The 18,177-nt window shown below is 70.2% G+C and carries 16 protein-coding genes; 12 read left to right on the top strand and 4 right to left on the bottom strand.

The features are described 5' to 3' along the window. Positions 1–161 precede the first annotated feature (161 nt). From ABIE67_RS10285 to ABIE67_RS10255, 7 genes are all read left to right on the top strand, one after another. Entirely contained in the window at positions 162–1,115 is a 954-nt protein-coding gene (locus ABIE67_RS10285) for a helix-turn-helix transcriptional regulator (protein ID WP_370255987.1), read from the top strand. A gap of 19 nt (positions 1,116–1,134) precedes the next feature. After that, positions 1,135–2,151 (top strand): helix-turn-helix transcriptional regulator, encoded by a 1,017-nt coding sequence (locus ABIE67_RS10280; protein WP_370255986.1) that lies wholly within the window; start codon positions 1,135–1,137, stop codon positions 2,149–2,151. Positions 2,152–2,220: 69 nt separating this feature from the next. Then, positions 2,221–2,514, top strand: a complete 294-nt coding sequence (locus ABIE67_RS10275) for a hypothetical protein (RefSeq protein ID WP_370255985.1) — start codon at positions 2,221–2,223, stop codon at positions 2,512–2,514. A 20-nt stretch (positions 2,515–2,534) separates the two neighbouring features. Beyond that, positions 2,535–2,729 carry a hypothetical protein gene (locus ABIE67_RS10270; protein ID WP_030053360.1) on the top strand — a complete coding sequence of 65 codons (195 nt, stop codon included), beginning with the start codon at positions 2,535–2,537 and terminating at the stop codon, positions 2,727–2,729. A 260-nt stretch (positions 2,730–2,989) separates the two neighbouring features. Beyond that, positions 2,990–3,283: a Sec-independent protein translocase subunit TatA gene (gene tatA, locus ABIE67_RS10265; RefSeq protein ID WP_370255984.1), complete on the top strand. Its 294-nt coding sequence runs from the start codon at positions 2,990–2,992 to the stop codon at positions 3,281–3,283. Between the two features lie 46 nt (positions 3,284–3,329). Beyond that, a complete protein-coding gene (tatC, locus tag ABIE67_RS10260) occupies positions 3,330–4,277 on the top strand; it encodes a twin-arginine translocase subunit TatC (protein ID WP_370255983.1) in 948 nt (315 codons plus the stop codon). Positions 4,278–4,393: 116 nt separating this feature from the next. Next, positions 4,394–7,246 carry a DEAD/DEAH box helicase gene (locus ABIE67_RS10255; RefSeq protein ID WP_370268425.1) on the top strand — a complete coding sequence of 951 codons (2,853 nt, stop codon included), beginning with the start codon at positions 4,394–4,396 and terminating at the stop codon, positions 7,244–7,246. Between the two features lie 95 nt (positions 7,247–7,341). Here ABIE67_RS10255 and helR read toward each other — a convergent pair whose 3' ends face one another. Together helR and ABIE67_RS10245 are read right to left on the bottom strand one after the other, a co-directional pair. Beyond that, complete coding sequence (gene helR, locus ABIE67_RS10250) at positions 7,342–9,537, bottom strand: RNA polymerase recycling motor ATPase HelR (protein WP_370255982.1); 2,196 nt, start codon at positions 9,535–9,537, stop codon at positions 7,342–7,344. A 110-nt stretch (positions 9,538–9,647) separates the two neighbouring features. Next, complete coding sequence (locus ABIE67_RS10245) at positions 9,648–10,811, bottom strand: glycosyltransferase (RefSeq protein WP_370268421.1); 1,164 nt, start codon at positions 10,809–10,811, stop codon at positions 9,648–9,650. A 593-nt stretch (positions 10,812–11,404) separates the two neighbouring features. On the opposite strand from ABIE67_RS10245, the gene ABIE67_RS10240 reads away from it, so the two are divergent. From ABIE67_RS10240 to ABIE67_RS10220, 5 genes are all read left to right on the top strand, one after another. Then, positions 11,405–13,003, top strand: coding sequence for an ATP-binding protein (locus ABIE67_RS10240; protein ID WP_370255981.1), 1,599 nt, complete (start codon positions 11,405–11,407; stop codon positions 13,001–13,003). Then, positions 13,000–13,407, top strand: a complete 408-nt coding sequence (locus tag ABIE67_RS10235) for a roadblock/LC7 domain-containing protein (RefSeq protein WP_370255980.1) — start codon at positions 13,000–13,002, stop codon at positions 13,405–13,407. The genes ABIE67_RS10240 and ABIE67_RS10235 overlap by 4 nt, the downstream gene beginning before the upstream one ends. Then, positions 13,404–13,811: a DUF742 domain-containing protein gene (locus ABIE67_RS10230; RefSeq protein ID WP_370255979.1), complete on the top strand. Its 408-nt coding sequence runs from the start codon at positions 13,404–13,406 to the stop codon at positions 13,809–13,811. The genes ABIE67_RS10235 and ABIE67_RS10230 overlap by 4 nt, the downstream gene beginning before the upstream one ends. Beyond that, positions 13,792–14,412, top strand: coding sequence for an ATP/GTP-binding protein (locus ABIE67_RS10225; protein WP_370255977.1), 621 nt, complete (start codon positions 13,792–13,794; stop codon positions 14,410–14,412). Before ABIE67_RS10230 ends, ABIE67_RS10225 begins: the two co-directional genes overlap by 20 nt. 131 nt (positions 14,413–14,543) lie before the next feature. Further along, positions 14,544–16,034: a cytochrome P450 gene (locus ABIE67_RS10220; RefSeq protein ID WP_370255976.1), complete on the top strand. Its 1,491-nt coding sequence runs from the start codon at positions 14,544–14,546 to the stop codon at positions 16,032–16,034. Here ABIE67_RS10220 and ABIE67_RS10215 read toward each other — a convergent pair. After that, positions 16,028–17,011, bottom strand: coding sequence for an RluA family pseudouridine synthase (locus tag ABIE67_RS10215; RefSeq protein WP_370255975.1), 984 nt, complete (start codon positions 17,009–17,011; stop codon positions 16,028–16,030). The genes ABIE67_RS10220 and ABIE67_RS10215 overlap by 7 nt on opposite strands. A 180-nt stretch (positions 17,012–17,191) precedes the next feature. Beyond that, the gene (locus ABIE67_RS10210) at positions 17,192–18,037 is read right to left on the bottom strand and encodes a siderophore-interacting protein (protein WP_370255974.1); all 846 of its coding nucleotides are present in this window, start codon (positions 18,035–18,037) and stop codon (positions 17,192–17,194) included. Between the last annotated feature and the right edge of the window lie 140 nt (positions 18,038–18,177).

The following is an 18,177-nucleotide window of genomic DNA, read 5'->3' as shown; positions in this document are numbered from 1 at the left end:
CGGCGGTCGCTTCCGATCGGCGTACGGCTGATCGGTGTACGACCGGACCCGACTACCTGGGGCCCATGCCTGTCCGGGCATGGGCCCTCGGCTTTTGCCAGGCCACCGCGGAGCGGTACGGTCATCGTCCGTAAGCACCATAGGGAAGGCGAAGGGCGTCGATGGCCATTGCCAAGGCCGAGCGGCTCATGAACCTGGCGCTGTGTCTGCTCGGGACGCGGCGGCCGCTGAGCAAGCGCGAGCTGCGTGAGTCCATCGAGGCCTATCTGGAGGCCGGCTCCGACGACTCCTTCAACCGGATGTTCGAGCGCGACAAGGACGACTTGCGCGAGCTCGGTCTGGTCATCGAGACGGTGGAGAACCTTGACGGCGAGGTCGGCTATCTGGCCCGCCGTGACAGCAACCGCCTGCCGCCCATCACTCTGGACGCCGAGGAGGCCGCCGCTCTGGGGCTGGCGGCCAAGGTGTGGCAGCAGGTCCGGCTCGCGGGCGCGGCCAGTGGCGCGCTGCAGAAACTGCGCGCGGCCGGGCTGCCCGAGGACGTCGACCCGTACGAGGCGCATGGCGCGCTGGAGCCCCGTATTCCGGTGCACGAGGCCGCTTTCGAGCCGCTGATGCTGGCCTGCCGGGACCGCCGCCCGGTCCTGTTCGACTACCGCAAGGCCACCGCCGCCCGCCCCGAGCCGCGGCATGTCGAGCCGTGGGCGCTGGAGTGCTGGCGCGGCCACTGGTACCTGGCGGGCTGGGACCGGGACCGCGGCGCGGAGCGGGTGTTCCGGTTGTCCCGGATCACGGGCAAGGTGCGTTCGCGTGGTACGCGGTTCACCGCGCCGGTCCCCGACGTCGTCACCGTGCGGGAGACCGTGGCGAGCTGGGCGGGGGAGACCGCCGACCGTTCCGCGCTGATCCGGCTGCGTACCGACGCGGGCTACCCCCTTCGGGCGAAGGCCACGGCGGTGCGGGAACTCGGGGACGGCTGGGACGAGTTGGAGATTCCGTACGGCCATGGGCTGGATGCCTGGCTGGTGGAGTTCGGGCCCGATGTGGTGGTCCTGGAGCCCGCGGAGTTGCGGGCCGATGTGGTGGACCGGCTGCGTGCCGTGGCCAAGGGCTGAGGGGGAGCGGAGCGACACAGTGGCAGGCAAACCGGTCAGGCCCGTCAACGCCATCGACCAGACCCGGCGGATGCTCTCGCTGGTGACATATCTGAAGGAGCGTCCAGGCGCCCGCGTCGAGGACGTCGCGCGTGCCTTCGGTATCTCCGAGGACGAGCTGGTCTCGGACCTCGACGTGCTGCCCATGTGCGGCACCAGTTTCCGTGGCGGCGACCTGCTCGACATCGACACCGACGGCGAGCGCATCTGGTGGCACAACCCCGACGACGTGGCCGAGCCGCTGCGGCTTGCCGCCGACGAGGCCACGGCGCTGCTGGTGGCCGCGCGAGCCGTGTCCACGCTGCCCGGACTGCGTGAGAGCGACCGGCAGGCGCTGCTGCGGGCGACCGCCAAGGTGGAGGCCGCGGCGGGGGAGGCGGCCGGCGCCAGCTCCCGGCTGTCGGTGACCTTCGAGTCCGAGGGCGGTGTCTTCGCCGACGTCGACCGCGCCATCTCGGAGCGGCGGCGGCTGTGGATCCGCTACTACTCGCCTGCCCGGGACGAGGTCACCGAGCGCGAGATCGACCCGATCCGCCTGGTCAGCGTGGGGCACACCTACGTCGAGGCGTGGTGCCGCCGCTCGGAGGCGCGCCGTACCTTCCGGCTCGACAGGGTCGCCGAGATCAGGATCCTGGACGAGCCGTCCGCGCCGCCGGAGATCGAGCTGCGGGATCTGTCGGAGGGGCTGGTGCAGCCCGCCGCGGAGGATCCCGAGGTCGTCGTCGAGGTCGGTCCGGGCGGGCGCTGGGTCGCCGAGTACTACCCGCACGACAGCGCGGATGAGCTGGCGGACGGCGGGCTGCGTATCACTCTGCGCACCCCTGACCCGACGTCGCTGCGACGCCTGGCGCTGCGGCTCGGGCGGGACGGCCGTATCGTCTCGCCGCCCGAGCTGGCCGACAGCGCCCGGCAGGCGGCCCGCGAGGCACTCGCGGCGTACGACGGGGTCGAGGCGCATGGCGCTCACGGGGCGCACCCGGTGCTGGACGGACAGTAGGCCAGGACCGGTACGGCGGGCAGTTCGGCAGACGGTTGGACCAGCGGTGCGACAGGCGGGAGCAGGGCTTTGAGTGAGTCGGCCACGTCCGGGGTGCGGGAAATGACGGTGGCGTCCGCGTTCGCCGGGATGAGAAGCGTGACCCCGGTGGTGTTCAAGGCGGGCTGCCCGGACTGCCGGGGTCGCTTCGAGCTCGCCGCCGAAGCCCTTCGACTCGCCATCGGCGCTAGCAGCCGTACGACGTTCTACTCCTTCACCTGCCCCGAGTGCGGGGCGTCCGTCCGGAAGCCCGCGGGCGAGCGGATCGTCGAGCTGCTGACGGGCGGCGGGGTCAGCACCCTGCGGCTGCACTCCACGCTGTAGGACGGTCTAGGCTCGGCGTCATGTTCTGGCCGATGTTCGCGGTAGCTGTGGGTTTTCTGGGTCTCGTGGTGCTCGGTGTGCTCGCCGTGCGGGTCTTCCTGGAGGCCCAGCGCCTCGGACGGCAGGTCACGGACTCCGCGCGGCGCATCAGCAGGGCGGCGGAGGACCTGGAGCGGGCGACCGCGAGCGCGGCCCGGGCTGTGGACTCCCTGTAGTCCGCTCAAGTATTCGGTGTGAGACCAGCGTCGCGTGCGTTTTGGGCCACTTCGCCCTGTCAACTTGGCGGGCGGGACAGGTACGCTGCTGGTCGCGGCCCGGAGAACGAGGCTCGGTCCGCGGACAGGGAGTACGCACGGGGATTGCCTCACGTTTACCCCTGAGCGTTACGATCGCTGTCAGCGCGATCGTTCGGACGCATGTCCGACCGGTCGGACAGCATCCCACCCCCAGCCGCCTCGGTGAGAAGGTAAAACTTATGTTCGGAAGGCTCGGAGCCCCCGAGATCATTCTCATCCTCGTCGTCATCATCCTGCTGTTCGGCGCGAAGAAGCTTCCGGACATGGCGCGCTCGCTCGGCAAGTCCGCGCGCATCCTGAAGAGCGAGGCGAAGGCGATGAAGGACGACGGCAAGGCCGCCGCGCCGGCCGACCCGCCGAACAACGCCGGCGATGACCAGCAGCCCCCGGCTCAGCGCATCATCCAGGCCGCCCCCGGCGACGCGACGAACGCTCGCCCGGTCAGTGAGCCGACGGACACCACCAAGCGCTGACGCAGGGCCGGACGCCTCCGGCCTCCGCACGAGATGAGGACGTGGGTTGCTCAAGTCTGCCCGCAACAAGGAGAAGGATCCCGAGGGGCGGATGCCCCTCGCGGAGCACTTGCGCGAGCTCCGCAACCGGCTCGTCAAGAGCCTGCTGGCGATCGTCGTCACGACGGTCGTGGCGGCCTTCTTCTACAAGGACATCATTCAGTTCTTCACGGATCCCATCCTCCAAGCGGTGGGATGCGACTTCAGCTTCGCCGAGCTGGCCAAGAACACCGATGAGACCCAGTGCGCGCGCATTGTGCAGAACGGTCTGCTGAGCCCGTTCACACTGGCCCTCACGGTCTCCCTGTCGTCAGGTGTGGTGCTGGCGGCCCCCGTGTGGCTCTACCAGCTCTGGGGGTTCGTGGCGCCCGGCCTGCACCGGCACGAGAAGAAGTACAGCCTCGCGTTCGTGGGCGCGGGCTTCCCGTTGTTCCTCACGGGCGCCTACTTCGCGTACTGGTCGCTGCCCAAGATGGCGTCGGTGATGCTCGAGTTCTCGATCATCGGCAGCGACAACCAGCTGCCCCTCGATGATCTCCTGCAGCTGATCATGCGGATGATCGTCGTCTTCGGCCTCTCTTTCGAACTGCCGCTGCTGCTGGTGATGCTGAACTTCGGCGGCGTGCTGTCCGGCAAGAAGATGGCCGGCTGGTGGCGCGGCATGATCATGGGCATCACGCTCTTCGCGGCGATCGCCACGCCCAGCACCGACCCGATCTCCATGCTGGCGCTCGCGGGCCCCATCTGGATCCTCTACTTCGGTGCGACGGCCATCTCACTCCTCAACGACAAGCGCCGCGCTCGCCGCGAGGCGGAGGGGCCCGATGACGACGAGGCCTCCGACCTCGACCTGACCCCCGAGACCATCGGCGAGGTCGAGACCGTCTCCGCGAGCCGGGCGCTGCCCGAGCAGGCGAGCTCGGAGCGGGTCAACGGGTATGACGACGTGACCTGAGAGAAGCGGTATTCAGGGCCAGGACGGCCGGGGCGCCTGCGCGGCGCACCCGGCCGTCTTCGCTGTGCGGCCGTGAGCTGCGGGGATCCCGGGTTTGTCGGGTGCCGATCCGGATAATGATCGTCCTGTTGTCAGTGGCGCCCGGTACGCTCGAAAGCACGATGACAGAGGACCTCTCACCGGCCGAGCGGTACGCGGCAGCACGCAGGCGCGCTGCCGAGCAGGCCACCGCGCTCGCCTCCTTCCGCGAGATGTACGACTTCGGCCTCGACCCCTTCCAGATCGAGGCCTGCCAGGCGCTCGAGGCGGGGAAGGGCGTTCTGGTGGCCGCGCCCACCGGCTCCGGCAAGACGATCGTGGGCGAGTTCGCCGTCCACCTCGCCCTGATGCAGGGCAAGAAGTGCTTCTACACGACACCCATCAAGGCGCTGTCGAACCAGAAGTACGCCGATCTGTGCCGCCGTTACGGAGACGGCATGGTCGGTCTGCTCACCGGCGACAACAGCATCAACTCCGACGCCCCGGTGGTCGTGATGACGACCGAGGTGCTGCGGAACATGCTGTACGCCGGGTCGCAGACCCTCCTCGGCCTCGGCTACGTGGTCATGGACGAGGTGCACTACCTCTCCGACCGCTTCCGTGGCGCCGTCTGGGAAGAGGTGATCATTCACCTCCCCGAGTCGGTCACACTCGTCTCGCTGTCGGCGACCGTGTCGAACGCCGAGGAGTTCGGCGACTGGCTCGACACCGTCCGCGGCGACACCGAGGTGATCGTCTCCGAACACCGGCCCGTACCGCTGTTCCAGCACGTGCTCGCCGGGCGCCGGATGTACGACCTGTTCGAGGAGGGCGACGGCCACAAGAAGGCCGTCAACCCCGACCTCATGCGGCTGGCGCGGATGGAGGCGACCAGGCCGTCGTACCAGGACCGCAGGCGCGGGCGCGCGATGCGGGAGGCCGATCGCGAGCGGGAGCGCAGACAGCGGTCCCGCGTGTGGACGCCGGGGCGGCCCGAGGTCATCGAACGCCTCGACGCCGAGGGGCTGCTGCCCGCGATCACCTTCATCTTCAGCCGGGCCGCGTGCGAGGCCGCCGTACAGCAGTGCCTGCACGCCGGACTGCGGCTGAACGACGACGAGGCCCGGGAGAAGGTGCGTGCCCTCGTCGAGGAGCGCACCGCGGCCATCCCGACCGAGGATCTGCATGTCCTCGGCTACTACGAATGGCTGGAAGGCCTGGAGCGCGGTATAGCCGCTCACCACGCGGGCATGCTGCCGACCTTCAAGGAGGTCGTCGAGGAGCTGTTCGTCCGCGGCCTGGTGAAGGCCGTGTTCGCCACGGAGACGCTGGCGCTGGGTATCAACATGCCCGCCCGGTCGGTGGTGTTGGAGAAGCTCGTCAAGTGGAACGGTGAGCAGCACGCCGACATCACGCCCGGTGAGTACACGCAGCTGACCGGCCGTGCGGGCCGCCGCGGCATCGACGTCGAGGGCCACGCCGTGGTGCTGTGGCAGCGCGGCTCCAGCCCCGAGCACCTCGCCGGGCTGGCCGGCACGCGCACATACCCGCTGAAGTCCAGCTTCAAGCCGTCGTACAACATGGCGGTCAACCTGGTCGAGCAGTTCGGCCGGCACCGCTCGCGCGAGCTGCTGGAGACGTCGTTCGCGCAGTTCCAGGCCGACAAGTCGGTCGTCGGGATCTCCCGGCAGGTGCAGCGCAACGAGGAAGGACTGTCCGGTTACAAGGAGTCCATGACCTGCCATCTCGGGGACTTCGAGGAGTACGCGCGACTGCGCCGCGAACTCAAGGACCGTGAGAACGAGTTGGCCCGGGAAGGCGCGGCGCAGCGACGCGCGGAGGCCGCGGTCGCGCTGGAGAGGCTCAAGCCGGGTGACGTCATCCATGTTCCGACGGGCAAGTACGCCGGTCTCGCGCTCGTGCTGGATCCGGGACTGCCCGCCGGCCGGTCCAACGGCCACCGCGGCTTCGAGCACCACGACGGCCCGCGCCCGCTGGTCCTGACCGCCGAACGGCAGGTCAAGCGGCTGGCGTCCATGGACTTCCCCGTCCCCGTCGAGGCGTTGGAGCGGATGCGGATCCCCAAGTCCTTCAACCCGCGCTCCCCGCAGTCCCGTCGGGACCTCGCCTCCGCGCTGCGCACCAAGGCCGGGCACATCCCGCCGGACCGGCAGCGCAAGCGGCGCTCGCAGGCGGCGGACGACCGGGAGATCGCCAGGCTCCGCAAGGCGATCCGCGCGCACGCCTGCCACGGCTGCAACGACCGTGAGGACCACGCCCGTTGGGCCGAGCGCTACCAACGGCTGCTGCGGGACACCTCACAGCTGGAGCGCCGCATCGAGGGGCGCACGAACACCATCGCCCGTACGTTTGATCGCATTGTGGCGCTGTTGACCGAACTGGACTATCTGCGCGGCGACGAGGTCACCGAGCACGGCAAGCGACTCGCCCGGCTCTACGGCGAACTCGACCTGCTCGCCAGCGAGTGCCTGCGGGAACGGGTGTGGGAAGGCCTCGGCCCGGCGGAACTGGCCGCCTGCGTCTCGGCGTTGGTGTACGAGGCGCGGGCCGGGGACGATGCGATGGCCCCGAAGCTGCCCTCGGGCAAGGCCAAGGCAGCGCTCGGTGAGATGGTGCGGATCTGGGGGCGGCTCGATGCCCTTGAGGAGGACTTCCGGATCACGCAGAGCGAGGGGGTCGGACAGCGTGAGCCGGATCTCGGGTTCGCCTGGGCCGCGTACATGTGGGCCAGCGGGACGGGGCTCGACGAGGTGTTGCGGGAGGCGGAGATGCCGGCCGGTGACTTCGTGCGGTGGTGCAAGCAGGTGATTGATGTGCTCGGGCAGATCGCGGCGGCTTCTCCTGCGGAGGGCTCGACGGTGGCCAAGAGTGCGCGTAAGGCTGTGGATGGGCTGTTGCGGGGGGTTGTCGCCTACTCGTCGGTGGGGTGACTCGTATGTGGGCGGGTGCGGGGTTCGCTGTGGCTGGTCGTGCCCCAGGGCGGAGCCGCAGATCGATACAGCCCCGCGCCCCTGGGTACGTGCACTCATCGCCTCTCAAGAAGTGCGCTCTCTCCAAGGATGACCAGCTGCTGCGTCGCCCTCGTCATCGCCACATAGCGGTCCACCGCACCCTCGATGCCCTCGCCGAAGTTCCGCGGGTCGACCAGGATCACCAGGTCGAACTCCAAGCCCTTGGACAGCTCGGGGGTCAGTGACCGGACCCGGTCCGTCGGGCGGAACGCGGGGTCGCCGATCACGCAGGCGATCCCCTCGGCGTGCGCGGCGAGCCAGGTGTCGAGGATCGTGTCGAGGTCCGTCGTGGAGCCGTGGGTGACCGGGGTGCCGGTGCTGCGGATGGACGTCGGTACGTTCGCGTCCGGGAGCGCGGTCCGGATGACCGGTTCGGCCTCCGCCATGATCTCTTCCGGCGTCCGGTAGTTGATGCTGAGGGAGGCCAGGTCGATGCGGCCGAAGCCGACCCGTTCGAGTCGTTCCCGCCATGACTCGGTGAAGCCGTGCCTGGCCTGGGCGCGGTCGCCGACGATGGTGAAGCTCCGGGACGGGCAGCGGAGCAGCAGCATCTGCCACTCGGCGTCCGTCAGTTCCTGGGCCTCGTCGACGACTATATGGGCGAACGGGCCGGCGAGCAGGTCCGGGTCGGCCGTGGGCAGGGCCGAGTCGTCGACCAGGGAGTTCCGCATGTCCTGTCCGTGCAGCATGACGAGGACACCTTCGCCGTCGTCGTAGGTCTGGGCCGCCAGCAGGTTGTCGACGACCCTGTCCATACGCTCGCGTTCGGCGGCGACAGTGGCCTCGTGGCGGCGCTTGCGCCGTGCCGCCTCCGGGCCGCCGAGCCGCTGCCGTGCCGCGTCCAGGAGCGGCAGGTCGGACACCGTCCAGGCCTGGGCGTTGGCGCGCTGGAGCCGCTGGACCTCGTCGCGGCCGAGCCAGGGAGCGCACATGCGCAGATAGGCGGGTACCGACCACAAGTCGCCCACCAGGTCCGCCGCTTCGAGCAGTGGCCACGCCCGGCTGAAGGCCGTGAGCAGCTCCCTGTTCTGTGTCAGCGACCTGCGCAGCAGGGCGGCCGAAACCTCGCCGTCCTGGGTCGAGGCGTCGGCTTCGTGCTTGTCCGCCAGGATCGTGAGCAGTTCCTCCCAGACCTGGCCGCGTGCCTCGTTGTGCGGAGTGCCGGGTTCCGCCGCGTCGAACGCCATGGCCCAGTCGTCGGCGCTCAGCCAGATGTCGGACCAGTGGGTCGTGACCGTCATGCCCTTGGTGGGCGGCTCCTCGTAGAACCTGACCGCCTTCTCGATCGCCTTCACCAGGTCCGCGGACGACTTCAGACGGGCCACCTCCGGGTCGGCCTCGACGGCCGCAGTGGCGCCCTCGGCGACGAGGTCACGCAGGATGCAGGTCTGCACGCCCTCCTCGCCGAGGCTGGGCAGGACGTCGGAGACGTACGTCAGATACGGGCGGTGGGGACCGACGAAGAGCACGCCGCCCCGGCGGTGACCCAGGCGGGGGTCGGAGTGGAGGAGGTAGGCGGAGCGGTGGAGCGCGACGACGGTCTTGCCGGTGCCGGGACCGCCGTCGACGACGAGCGCGCCGCGGGATCCCGCACGGATGACGGCGTCCTGGTCGGCCTGGATGGTGCCGAGCACGTCCCGCATGCGGGACGAACGGTCGCTGCCCAGACTGGCGATGAAGGCGGACTGGTCGTCGAGGGCGGCGTGGTGCCCGCCGAACCCTTCCGAGGTGAAGACCTCGTCCCAGTAGTCACTGATCCGGCCGTCGGTCCAGCGATACCTACGGCGGCTCGCCAGGCCCATCGGGTTGGCGTGGGTGGCGCCGAAGAACGGCTCGGCGGCGGGGGAGCGCCAGTCGAGGAGCAGCCGACGGCCCCTGCTGTCCGTCAGGCCGAGCCGCCCGATGTAGACCGGCTCGGCGGTGTCCGCGTCGACCATGTGCCCCAGGCACAGGTCCAGACCGAAGCGGCGCAGGGTGCGCAGGCGCGCGGTCAGCCGGTGCACCTCGATGTCGCGGTCCATCGCCTGCTGCCCCTTGCCGCCGGGCGCCCTGCGCGCGGCGTCGAGACGGTCCGTCAGCTCGGCGATCGACTGCTCCAGGCACTCCGCGATGGCCGCGAAGTGCCGCTCGTCGTCGGCGATCAGGGTGGGGTCGGCCTTGGGGGAGAGGCGGTCGGGAAGGTCGAATGCGCTGGTGGTCAGGGGGTTCAAGGCATCGGCTCCAAAGAGGGCGGTTGATTGCGGCGTTGCCGCACCGCGTGGCGCGAGGGGTCTGGACGTTTCCGCGTGCTGTGCGCGGGAGCGGGCGGGGTGGGCTGTTCTCAGACGGCCATGTCGAGCAGCAGCTTCGCGGCCACCTCTGTCCCGTCGGTGCGGATCGTGGCCGCCACGGCGGTGGCGCGCGTGTGGGTCTCGGGGGTCAGGGCCGTTTCGAGCGCGGTCGACAGGGACTCGAAGGTCGGCGTCGGACCGTCGTGTGCCGCCCCGATGCCCAGGTCGGCCACCCGGCCGGCCCAGTACGGCTGGTCCGCCATCTGGGGCACCACGACCTGGGGCGCGCCGGCCCGGGCGGCCGTGGTGGTCGTACCGGCGCCGCCGTGGTGCATGACGGCGGCCACGCGGGTGAACAGTGCCTGGTGGTTGGCCTCGCCCACGGCGAAGCAGTCGTCCTGGTCGTCGGTCAGGGCGAGGTCGGCCCAGCCGCGGGAGACCAGTACCCGGCGGCCCTGCGCGCGGACCGCGTCGATGGCCACCTGGGCGGCGTCCGCCGACGCGTGCAGGGGCATGCTGCCGAAGCCCACGTACACCGGCGGCGGGCCGGCCTCCAGGAACGCCTCCAGCCCGGCCGGGAGCGGGCGGAGGTCGGGCGCGATCCACGCGCCGGTCTGGACGACGTCGAGGCCCGGCATCTCGTGCAGCGGGTCCAGGACCGGGTCCGTCGCCACCCACGGCCGGCTGCCGAAGACGTAGTCGCGGACGTTGTCCACCGGTGGCAGGCCGATCGACGCCCGGTTCGTGTTGAGCGCCTCGCCGAACAGCGCGTTGATGCTCTCGGAGTCCAGGTCCCACAGCACCCGGTTGTCGGTGACCTCGGGTGGGAACGGGCGGCCCCGGTACTCCAGCGGTCGGCGGTGCGGCGACGGCAACTGGAGCTGCTGGAAGGTCACGGACACGGAGGGGATGCCCAGCTTCTCGGCCACCGACCGCGCGCCGGCCACGGCCGGCGTCATGCCGGTCGCCACCAGCACGTCACACCCCTCCGCCGCCGCGGGGATCGTCTCCAGCTGGCCGGCGATCACCTCGGCCGCACGCCGGGGGATCGACGACGGGGGCGGCGCCGCCTTCGTCAGCGCACGCGCCGACGGGCCGACCGCCACCAGCGGCACGTCGACACCGGCCAGCCGCCGCGCGAAATCCTCGTCCGGCGGAGCGCACACCCGCACCTCCGCGCCGAGCTCCCGCAACCGCACCGCGAGCCCGACCATCGGTTCCACGTCACCCCGCGACCCATAGGTCGACAACACCACACGCACCCTGAGACTCCCCGTTTCCGCAGGTCTTTTGGCCTAGGCCGGAGATTCTGCGGTATGACGGGGGCCTTGCCGCAAGCCCCCCGGTGCGCTATAAGTTGAGAGTGGCAAGGAGTCGGAGACCTCCTTGCCTTTCTTTTTTGTCGTCCGCGCCCAGCCGTGCCGTCGGCGTTTGTCGTCCGCGGCAGGGCGGACCTCTCTCGCCGAGCCCTCACTGAGCCTTCGCTGAGCCGCCGCGTCAGCCGGAATCCGGTCTTCACCCGTCACGGTGAGTGCTCATCGCACACGCGAACGCCGTAACGCACCGTGTGCGAATGTGCTCCGAGCGTGTAAATGAGGCCGAGCGTACTACCGCCGCGCACCCCATTTCAGGTGCTTGCTGAATATGACACAGCGATGATCCGGTCGGACTAAGCTCGCCCGCAGCGCACCTAGTTGAGGTGTAATCGTGCGCTTGTTCCCAATCATGCAGAAGATTCCGACATACCCATGACATTCCCCCCTGCAAGCTCCCCCTACACCCACCCGATTCGTTTCAGAGGGCCCACATGGTGAGCGTTCAATCCCCGCCTCGTCGCGGTGAACTCCCTTACACACGCACGCTGTTGCTACCGGCGATACTGATGGCCGCGGCGACCGGAGCCGCCGTCGCCGTCGTGGCGGAACCGGCCCGGACGGCCGTCGGCGTATGCGGTGCCGTGGCCATGCTGCTGGTACTGGCATGCGCGGCCCAGGCGGTTCGCCGCGGTCGCGCCCTGCGGGAGCTGCGGGCCGAGCACGCCCGTCACACCGCGTATCTGGAACGGCGTGTCGCCGCCCACGACGACGAGATGATCCGCCTCGCCACGGAGATCACGCCCGCCGCGATCCACCGGCTGCGCTGTGACAATTCACCCCGAGAGGTGATCCGCGACCTCGCCCAGATCGACCCGTCCTATGCCCAACTCCCTCCGGCACAGGTCGCGTTGGTCAAGACGATGCTCGACATCATCGACCACGAGGAAGCCCTGCGTGACTCCGCCCAGCGCTCCTTCGTCAACATCGCCCGCCGCGTCCAGTCGATCGTCCACCAACAGGCCGCGGAACTGAGGGAGATGGAGGAGGACCACGGCCGTAACCCCGAGGTCTTCGACGACCTGCTGCGCATCGACCACGGCACCATGCTGATCGGCCGTCTCGCCGACTCCATCTCCGTGCTCGGCGGCGGCCGCCCCGGCCGGCAGTGGCCCAACCCCGTCCAGCTGTACAGCGTGCTGCGCGGTGCCATGTCCCGGATCCTGGAGTACCGCCGGATCAAGCTGGACTCCATCGTCTCGGTCAACGTCCGCGGCATCTCCGTCGAGCCGGTCATCCACGCCGCGGCCGAGCTGCTCGACAACGCCACGCGCTACTCGCCGCCGCAGACCGAAGTGCGCGTCACCGCCACCGAGGTGCAGACCGGCATCGCGATCGAGATCGAGGACGCGGGCGTCAGCCTCAGCGAGGAGACCCGTGCCCGGGTAGAGGGCATGCTCGAGCGGGCCAAGCAGGGCACGGACCTCCAGGAACTCGGCGAGTCCCCGCGCCTCGGCCTGGCCGTCGTCGGCCGGCTGTGCACGGCGTTCAACATGCAGGTCTCCCTGCGCACCTCCGCGTACGGCGGGGTCCGCGCGGTCCTCATCATCCCGCGCGAGATGCTGACCACCGACGCCGCACCGGGATACGCCCACGGCATCGGTGCCGCGGCGGCGCCCAAGCTCGGACCCGGCGCGCTCGAAGGTCCCAAGCGCACCCCGAAGAAGCGCCGCCCCACGAGCCCGAAGATCCCCGCCACGGTCTCCATGGAGGACGACGTCCCCGTGGTCACCGAATGGACCGCCAACGGGTTGCCGCAGCGCCGCAGCCGGGTCAAGACCCCGCTCAGCAAGCGGATCGCCGAGCAGGCGGCCATCGAGCAGGCCGAACGGGAGGGCAGGCCGACGGTCTGGTCGACGACCAGGCCCGAACCCGAGCCCGAGCCGGCGAAGGACGAGCCCGCCCCCGGTGCGTGGGTCGAGGCGTTCTGGAACGGACTCAAGGACAAGCCCGACCCGCTCACACTCAAGCCGCGAACCCGACCCGCCCAACCGGCCCGCCCCGAGGCCGATGACGAGGGGGACCTCAAGTGATCCAGCAGCGCGCCAACTTCGACTGGATGCTCAAGGAGCTCCACGACGGCGTACCGGGCATCGAGATGATCGTCGTGCTCTCCGCCGACGGACTGCGCATCGCCCGCTACGGCGGTGACCCGGACACCGCCGACCGCGTCGCCGCGGCCTGCGCCGGCCTGCAGAGCCTGGCGGCCGCCGTCGCCTCGGAGATTCCCAACAGCGACGGCAAGATGAAGATGGTCCTCATCGAGATCAACGGCGGCTACTTCTATCTGATGGCCGCCGGTGCCAACGCCTATCTCGCCGTGCTCTCCGACACGTTCGCCGAACCCGGAATGATGAGCAACCGCATGTCCGACCTCGTCGCCCGGATCGGTGCCCATCTCACCAGTCCGCCCCGGCGCAACGGGCATACCGTATGAGTCCTCCGCAACGCCAGCGGCGACATCCGACGGAACAGCGGCCCCCACAGTCGCCCCGGCCGGGGGAGAAGCCGGGGGAGAAGAAGAACCCGGAACGGCTCTTCGTGGTGGCCGGAAAGGACGGCGAGCGCGCCGAGCTCGACCTCGTCACCTTAATCGTGGCGAGCGCCGAACCACCGCCTTCCGCCGCGCCCGAGCAGACGGCGCTGCTCCGGCTCTGCACGTCTCCCCTGTCCGTGGCCGAACTCTCGGCCTATCTCAACCTGCCGTTCAGCACGATGACGGTCCTGCTCACCGACATGCTGACGGCCGAACTGGTGACGGCGCGCGACCCGATCGTGCGCCAGGCCGTCGCCGACCGTTCCCTTCTCGAAGCGGTGATGCATGGACTTCAAAGGCTCTGACACCATCCCCGGTCCACGGACCGAGGACCAGCTGCCGCACACGGCCGAGGCGGCGGTCAAGATCGTGATCGTGGGCGGCTTCGGGGTCGGCAAGACGACCATGGTCGGCTCGGTCAGCGAGATCAGGCCGCTGACCACCGAAGAGACCATGACGCAGGCCGGCATCGGTGTCGACGACAACTTCGGCTCGGACTCCAAGACGGCCACCACCGTGGCCATGGACTTCGGCCGCATCAGCATCACCGACCAGCTCGTGCTCTACCTCTTCGGCACTCCCGGCCAGGAGCGCTTCTGGTTCCTGTGGAACGGGCTGTTCGAGGGCGCGCTGGGCGCGGTCGTGCTGATCGACACCCGGCGGCTCGAAGTCAGCTTCGACGTCATAGGGCGACTCGAGGAGCGCGGCGTGCCGTTCGTCGTCGCCGTCAACTCCTTCCCCGACGCGCCCAATTACCCCGTGGACGACCTGCGCACGGCCCTCGACCTGGACCCGGAGATCCCCATCGTCGAGTGCGACGTACGCCGCCGGGCCTCCAGCCGCGACGTCCTGATGACCCTGATGCGCTTCCTGCACTCGCTCGCCATGTCGGGAGCGCTCAGGTAGGCCCGTCCGCCGGAGCGGTCCCCACCCCGGGCATCCGGCGACCCCCGCATCCTTCTGTATCCCCCGGCAACCCCCTGCATCCGCATCCGTCCTGACTCCCCAGACACCGGATCCACTTCGGAGCGACCACTGTGACGCCTGAATCCCATTCCCCGACCGGTACGCACGACCCCTTCACCCCGCCGCCCGGCTGCCCCGCCCATGGGCTCGGACTCGGCCCCGGAGGACTGCACCGGCTCCACGAGGCGGAGGACCTGAGCGAGCTGTACGAGAAACTGCGCGAGCAGCACGGCCAGGTGGCGCCCGTGCTGCTGCACGAGGACGTGCCGATGTGGGTGGTCCTCGGTCACACCGAGAACCTGCACATGGTGCGTACGCCCTCGCAGTTCTGCCGGGACAGCCGTATCTGGAGCCCGCTCCTGGAGGGCATGGTCAAGCCCGACCACCCGCTGATGCCGCACATCGCCTGGCAGCCGATCTGCTCCCATGCGGAGGGCGACGAGCACCTGCGGCTGCGCGGCGCGGTCACCGGCGCCATGTCCACCATCGACCACCGCGGTATGCGCCGCCACATCAACCGCTCCACGCAGCGCCTCGTCAACCGGTTCTGCGAGGAGGGCCGCGCCGACCTGGTCGGCCAGTTCACCGAGCATCTGCCGATGGCCGTGATGTGCGAGATCCTCGGCATGCCCGACGAGTACAACGACCGTATCGTCGAGGCCGCCCGCGACATGCTCAAGGGCACCGAGACCGCCATCGCCAGCAACGCGTACATCATGGACGCGCTGATGCGGCTCACGGCCAAGCGCCGGGCCAGGCCCGAGGAGGACTTCGCGACCCACCTGATCAACCACCCGGCCCGGCTCACCGACGACGAGATCGGCCAGCACCTGCGGGTCGTGCTGATCGCCGCCTACGAGGCCACCGCCAATCTCCTCGCCAACGTGCTGCGCGTGGTCCTCACCGACCCGCGGTTCCGCGCCCAGCTCAGTGGCGGCCAGATGACGGTTCCGCAGGCGGTCGAGCAGTCCCTGTGGGACGAGCCGCCGTTCAGCACCGTCTTCGCCTACTTCGCCAAGCAGGACACGGAGTTGGGTGGCCAGCGCATCCGCAAGGGCGACGGGCTGCTCTTCGCCCCGGCCCCGGGCAACGTCGACCCGCGGGTACGCCCCGACCTGGGCGCCAACATGATGGGCAACCGTTCCCACCTCGCCTTCGGCGGCGGTCCGCACGAGTGCCCGGGCGCCGACATCGGTCGTGCGATCGCCGAAGTCGGCGTCGACGCGCTCCTGATGCGGCTGCCGGACGTCGAACTCGACTGCGACGAGGACGAGTTGGAGTGGCGGGGGTCGATCGCCTCGAGCCACCTGGTGGAGATGCCGGTCCGCTTCGCGCCCAAGCCTCCGCAGGACGTGATGCAGAAGCCGGGCCGCGCTCCGGTCCCGCCCCAGCGCGCCACCTGGCAGGTGGGCACGCCCCAGGTGCAGCCGACCCCCGCTCCGGCGCCTCAGCCGGCCGCGCCTCAGCCGGCCGCGCCCCAGCAGCAGCCCGCGCCGACGCCGGAACCGGTCCGGCCGAAGGGGGCCTGGCGGCGCTTCCTGGTGTGGTGGCGGGGTTACTGAGACTGAGCCGGCTCCGCGTACGGCGGCCGCGGAGCCGCCCACTCGGAGTATGAGACCCAGGCCTCCAGGGCCCTCGCGCTGCGGAACCGGTGTGGTGTCCCCGTGACCGGATCGGTGAACTCCAGCGTCCGCGCCAGCAGTTGGAGCGGACGCCGGAAGTCGCCGGCCGGTGCGGGGTCGGTCACCTCCGGGTACAGCGGGTCGCCGAGGATCGGTGCGCCGAGGGCGTTCATATGGACCCGCAGCTGATGGGTCTGCCCGGTCGAGGGCACCAGCCGGTACCGGGCCAGTCCATCGGGGCGATGCTCGACCACCTCGACCCGCGTGACGGCGTTCGGCTCACCCTCGACCTCCCGGGCCGCGAGCACCCCGCGTTCCTTCACGATGCGGCTGCGCACGGTCCGGGGCAGGGCGAGCACGGGATCGTACGGCGCCACCGCCTCGTACTCCTTGCGCACCAGCCGGTCGCGGAACAGCGTCTGATAGGCGCCGCGTTCCTCGGGCCGCACCGTGAACAGCACCAGCCCGGCGGTGAGCCGGTCGAGGCGATGGGCCGCGCCCAGTGTGGGGATGCCCAACTCCCGGCGCAGCCGCGCCAGCGCGGTCTCGGTGACATGGCCGCCGCGCGGCGTCGTGGCCAGGAAGTGCGGCTTGTCGGCGACGACGATGTGCTCGTCGCGATAGACGACGTCCACCGCGAACGGCACCCGCACCTCGGCGGGCAGCTCCCGGTGGAACCACACGAACATCCCCGGCACATACGCCGCGTCCGGCGGCACCGGCTGTCCGTCCGCCCCGACGACCAGCCCCGCGTCGAACATCCCCGCGACGACCCCGGGCGCCGCCCCCCTGAGTCGCTCCACCAGATGCTCCCGCACGGTGGCCCACGCCCCCTCGAAGGGGAGCCGCACCCGCACGGCGTCGATCCCGTCGCGCTGCGGCAGGGGAGAGGGCGGGGGTGGCGTACGGCGTCTCATCACGATCAAGCGTACGGCGGCGGGAAAACGCACGCGCGCGTGAAGGGCGACCGACCCGGGGCGAGCCCGGCCGGGGTGACGGGGCACGGGCACGGCGAAGGGGCGGCACCGGGAAAGGTGCCGCCCCTCGAAGCATTCATACACGGGCAGGGGCCAGAAGCATTCACACAAGAGCAGGGGCTACGCGGCCGGTGCCGCCCCCTCCTGCTCCGCCTCGATCCGCGCGTTCCAGTCCCGCTTGGAGGCCTGCCAGCCGTCCTCGTCGTGGCCGAGCCGCCAGTAGCCGGAGATCGACAGGTCCTCGCGGGCCACGCCGCGCTCGACCCGCAGCAGCCGGCGCAGCTCCTTCACGAAGTGCGCCTCGCCGTGGACGAAGGCGTGCACCCGGCCCTCCGGGAACTCCAGCGCGCGTACGGCCTCCACCAGCGCCTCGCCAACGGGGCGGGCGCCGCGGTGCAGCCAGACGACCTCGACATCGGAGTCGATCTTCTGCTCCTCCTCGCGGCCGGCGATCTCCACGAAGGCGTACGCCGTGGCGCCGTCGGGCAGCGACTCCAGGGAGCGGGCGATCGCGGGCAGTGCGCTCTCGTCACCCACGAGCAGATGCCACTCGGCGTCCGGATCGGGAGCGTAGGCGCCGCCGGGACCCATGAAGCGCACGGTCTCGCCCGGCTGGGCGCGCATCGCCCACGGCCCGGCGAGGCCCTCGTCGCCGTGGAGCACGAAGTCCAGCGTGAGCTCACGGTGCTCGGGGTCCCAGGCCCGGACGGTGTACGTCCGCGTCACCGGCCACTGCTCGCGCGGCAGCTCCTCGCGGATGCGCTCCAGGTCGAAGGGCTCGGGATAGCTCACGCCCTCGGGGGAGAACAGCATCTTCACGTAGTGGTCCGTGCAGGTGTCCGCCGTGAAGTCGGCGAGCCCCTCGCCACCGAGCACCACCCGCTGCATGTGCGGCGTCAGCCGTTCGGTACGGATGACCTGCGCGGAGTGGGGCTTCCGCGGCTTGCGGGCAGGGCGTTGCGCCATCACTGGCCTCCCTCGTTCCAAGCTTAGGTTTACCTAAGTTAGCACCTCGTCCCGGAGAATGCCGCTACGGCTCGTTCATGAAAGGGTGCATGTCGCGCACGCAAGGTACGAATTCCCCTCGCGATAATCCCCATTCGCCC

Origin of the sequence: Streptomyces sp. V4I8 (assembly GCF_041261225.1) — a bacterium.
Classification (GTDB): Bacteria; Actinomycetota; Actinomycetes; order Streptomycetales; family Streptomycetaceae; genus Streptomyces.
Note: the sequence above shows the minus strand (reverse complement) of the source record. Positions and strands in the feature narration are given on the sequence as shown.

Bases quoted from the DNA above. Each gene is read 5' to 3' on its own strand.
- ABIE67_RS10225 (WP_370255977.1), top strand. From the start codon at position 13,792: ATGGACTTCAAAGGCTCTGACACCATCCCCGGTCCACGGACCGAGGAC.
- ABIE67_RS10270 (WP_030053360.1), top strand. From the start codon at position 2,535: ATGTTCTGGCCGATGTTCGCGGTAGCTGTGGGTTTTCTGGGTCTCGTG.
- ABIE67_RS10240 (WP_370255981.1), top strand. From the start codon at position 11,405: ATGGTGAGCGTTCAATCCCCGCCTCGTCGCGGTGAACTCCCTTACACA.
- ABIE67_RS10245 (WP_370268421.1), bottom strand. From the start codon at position 10,811: ATGGTCGGGCTCGCGGTGCGGTTGCGGGAGCTCGGCGCGGAGGTGCGG.
- tatA (WP_370255984.1), top strand. From the start codon at position 2,990: ATGTTCGGAAGGCTCGGAGCCCCCGAGATCATTCTCATCCTCGTCGTC.
- ABIE67_RS10255 (WP_370268425.1), top strand. From the start codon at position 4,394: ATGATCGTCCTGTTGTCAGTGGCGCCCGGTACGCTCGAAAGCACGATG.
- ABIE67_RS10285 (WP_370255987.1), top strand. From the start codon at position 162: ATGGCCATTGCCAAGGCCGAGCGGCTCATGAACCTGGCGCTGTGTCTG.
- ABIE67_RS10230 (WP_370255979.1), top strand. From the start codon at position 13,404: ATGAGTCCTCCGCAACGCCAGCGGCGACATCCGACGGAACAGCGGCCC.
- ABIE67_RS10215 (WP_370255975.1), bottom strand. From the start codon at position 17,011: ATGAGACGCCGTACGCCACCCCCGCCCTCTCCCCTGCCGCAGCGCGAC.
- ABIE67_RS10210 (WP_370255974.1), bottom strand. From the start codon at position 18,037: ATGGCGCAACGCCCTGCCCGCAAGCCGCGGAAGCCCCACTCCGCGCAG.